This window comes from Streptomyces sp. NPDC107528 (assembly GCF_055639295.1).
This window is the reverse complement of the sequence record NZ_JBVKAV010000030.1, coordinates 1,868-5,169: the sequence shown is the minus strand read 5'-3', so window position 1 is coordinate 5,169 and position 3,302 is coordinate 1,868. Positions and strand designations below refer to the sequence as shown.

General features: G+C 56.9%; 1 rRNA gene. It reads right to left on the bottom strand.

The annotated features are described in order from the left end of the window. Positions 1–41: 41 nt before the first annotated feature. Positions 42–3,159: ribosomal RNA gene (locus tag ACZ7L5_RS45155) — 23S ribosomal RNA — on the bottom strand. Positions 3,160–3,302: the final 143 nt, after the last annotated feature.

Here is a 3,302-nt window from a genome sequence, read left to right as displayed (position 1 = left end):
CGGTCGTTGCCTCAGAACTAACACAGTGGACGCGAGCATCTATGGACAAGCCCTCGGCCTATTAGTACCGGTCACCTCCACACGTTACCGTGCTTCCAGATCCGGCCTATCAACCCAGTCGTCTACTGGGAGCCTTACCCCATCAAGTGGGTGGGAATACTCATCTCGAAGCAGGCTTCCCGCTTAGATGCTTTCAGCGGTTATCCCTCCCGAACGTAGCCAACCAGCCATGCCCTTGGCAGAACAACTGGCACACCAGAGGTTCGTCCGTCCCGGTCCTCTCGTACTAGGGACAGCCCTTCTCAATATTCCTACGCGCGCAGCGGATAGGGACCGAACTGTCTCACGACGTTCTAAACCCAGCTCGCGTACCGCTTTAATGGGCGAACAGCCCAACCCTTGGGACCGACTCCAGCCCCAGGATGCGACGAGCCGACATCGAGGTGCCAAACCATCCCGTCGATATGGACTCTTGGGGAAGATCAGCCTGTTATCCCCGGGGTACCTTTTATCCGTTGAGCGACGGCGCTTCCACAAGCCACCGCCGGATCACTAGTCCCGACTTTCGTCCCTGCTCGACCCGTCGGTCTCACAGTCAAGCTCCCTTGTGCACTTACACTCAACACCTGATTGCCAACCAGGCTGAGGGAACCTTTGGGCGCCTCCGTTACTCTTTAGGAGGCAACCGCCCCAGTTAAACTACCCATCAGACACTGTCCCTGATCCGGATCACGGACCCAGGTTAGACATCCAGCACGACCAGAGTGGTATTTCAACGACGACTCCCCCTGAACTGGCGTCCAGAGTTCACAGTCTCCCACCTATCCTACACAAGCCGAACCGAACACCAATATCAAACTGTAGTAAAGGTCCCGGGGTCTTTCCGTCCTGCTGCGCGAAACGAGCATCTTTACTCGTAGTGCAATTTCACCGGGCCTATGGTTGAGACAGTCGAGAAGTCGTTACGCCATTCGTGCAGGTCGGAACTTACCCGACAAGGAATTTCGCTACCTTAGGATGGTTATAGTTACCACCGCCGTTTACTGGCGCTTAAGTTCTCAGCTTCGCCACAACGAATTGTGACTAACCGGTCCCCTTAACGTTCCAGCACCGGGCAGGCGTCAGTCCGTATACATCGCCTTACGGCTTCGCACGGACCTGTGTTTTTAGTAAACAGTCGCTTCTCGCTGGTCTCTGCGGCCACCCCCAGCTCAGGAAGCAAGTTCCCTCACCAGTGATGGCCCCCCTTCTCCCGAAGTTACGGGGGCATTTTGCCGAGTTCCTTAACCATAGTTCACCCGAACGCCTCGGTATTCTCTACCTGACCACCTGAGTCGGTTTAGGGTACGGGCCGCCATGAAACTCGCTAGAGGCTTTTCTCGACAGCATAGGATCATCCACTTCACCACAATCGGCTCGGCATCAGGTCTCAGCCCCAAGTGCGACGGATTTACCTATCGCACGGCCTACACCCTTACCCCGGGACAACCACCGCCCGGGCTGGACTACCTTCCTGCGTCACCCCATCACTCACCTACTACAGGTCTGGTCCGTCGGCTCCACCACTCCCCTTTGCCCGAAGGCTCCAGGGCGGCTTCACGGACTTAGCATCGCCTGGTTCAATGTTTGACGCTTCACAGCGGGTACCGGAATATCAACCGGTTATCCATCGACTACGCCTGTCGGCCTCGCCTTAGGTCCCGACTTACCCTGGGCAGATCAGCTTGACCCAGGAACCCTTAGTCAATCGGCGCACACGTTTCTCACGTGTGAATCGCTACTCATGCCTGCATTCTCACTCGTGAACCGTCCACCACTGCCTTCCGGCGCGGCTTCACCCGGCACACGACGCTCCCCTACCCATCACAGCCGCCGTTGGGCGTATTGCTGCAATGACACGACTTCGGCGGTACGCTTGAGCCCCGCTACATTGTCGGCGCGGAATCACTAGACCAGTGAGCTATTACGCACTCTTTCAAGGGTGGCTGCTTCTAAGCCAACCTCCTGGTTGTCTCTGCGACTCCACATCCTTTCCCACTTAGCGTACGCTTAGGGGCCTTAGTCGATGCTCTGGGCTGTTTCCCTCTCGACCATGGAGCTTATCCCCCACAGTCTCACTGCCGCGCTCTCACTTACCGGCATTCGGAGTTTGGCTAAGGTCAGTAACCCGGTAGGGCCCATCGCCTATCCAGTGCTCTACCTCCGGCAAGAAACACACGACGCTGCACCTAAATGCATTTCGGGGAGAACCAGCTATCACGGAGTTTGATTGGCCTTTCACCCCTAACCACAGGTCATCCCCCAGGTTTTCAACCCTGGTGGGTTCGGTCCTCCACGAAGTCTTACCTCCGCTTCAACCTGCCCATGGCTAGATCACTCCGCTTCGGGTCTTGAGCGCGCTACTATATCGCCCTATTCGGACTCGCTTTCGCTACGGCTTCCCCACACGGGTTAACCTCGCAACACACCGCAAACTCGCAGGCTCATTCTTCAAAAGGCACGCAGTCACGAGAATGTGCAAGCACATTCCGACGCTCCCACGGCTTGTAGGCACACGGTTTCAGGTACTATTTCACTCCCCTCCCGGGGTACTTTTCACCATTCCCTCACGGTACTATCCGCTATCGGTCACCAGGGAATATTTAGGCTTAGCGGGTGGTCCCGCCAGATTCACACGGGATTTCTCGGGCCCCGTGCTACTTGGGTGTCTCTCAAACGAGCCGCTGATGTTTCGACTACGGGGGTCTTACCCTCTACGCCGGACCTTTCGCATGTCCTTCGCCTACATCAACGGTTTCTGACTCGTCCTGTTGCCGGCAGACAACAGAAGAGAGATCCCACAACCCCGTATACGCAACCCCTGCCGGGTCTCACACGTATACGGTTTAGCCTCATCCAGTTTCGCTCGCCACTACTCCCGGAATCACGGTTGTTTTCTCTTCCTGCGGGTACTGAGATGTTTCACTTCCCCGCGTTCCCTCCACTTGCCCTATGTGTTCAGGCAAGGGTGACAGCCCATGACGACTGCCGGGTTTCCCCATTCGGAAACCCCCGGATCAAAGCCTGGTTGACGACTCCCCGGGGACTATCGTGGCCTCCCACGTCCTTCATCGGTTCCTGGTGCCAAGGCATCCACCGTGCGCCCTTAAAAACTTGGCCACAGATGCTCGCGTCCACTGTGCAGTTCTCAAACAACGACCAGTACACCGTCACACACCACCACAGTGGTGCTACACCGGCGCCGGCAACCGAAGCACAACCTCACGGCCGTTACTTCAGACACCCAACAGCGTGCCCGACAA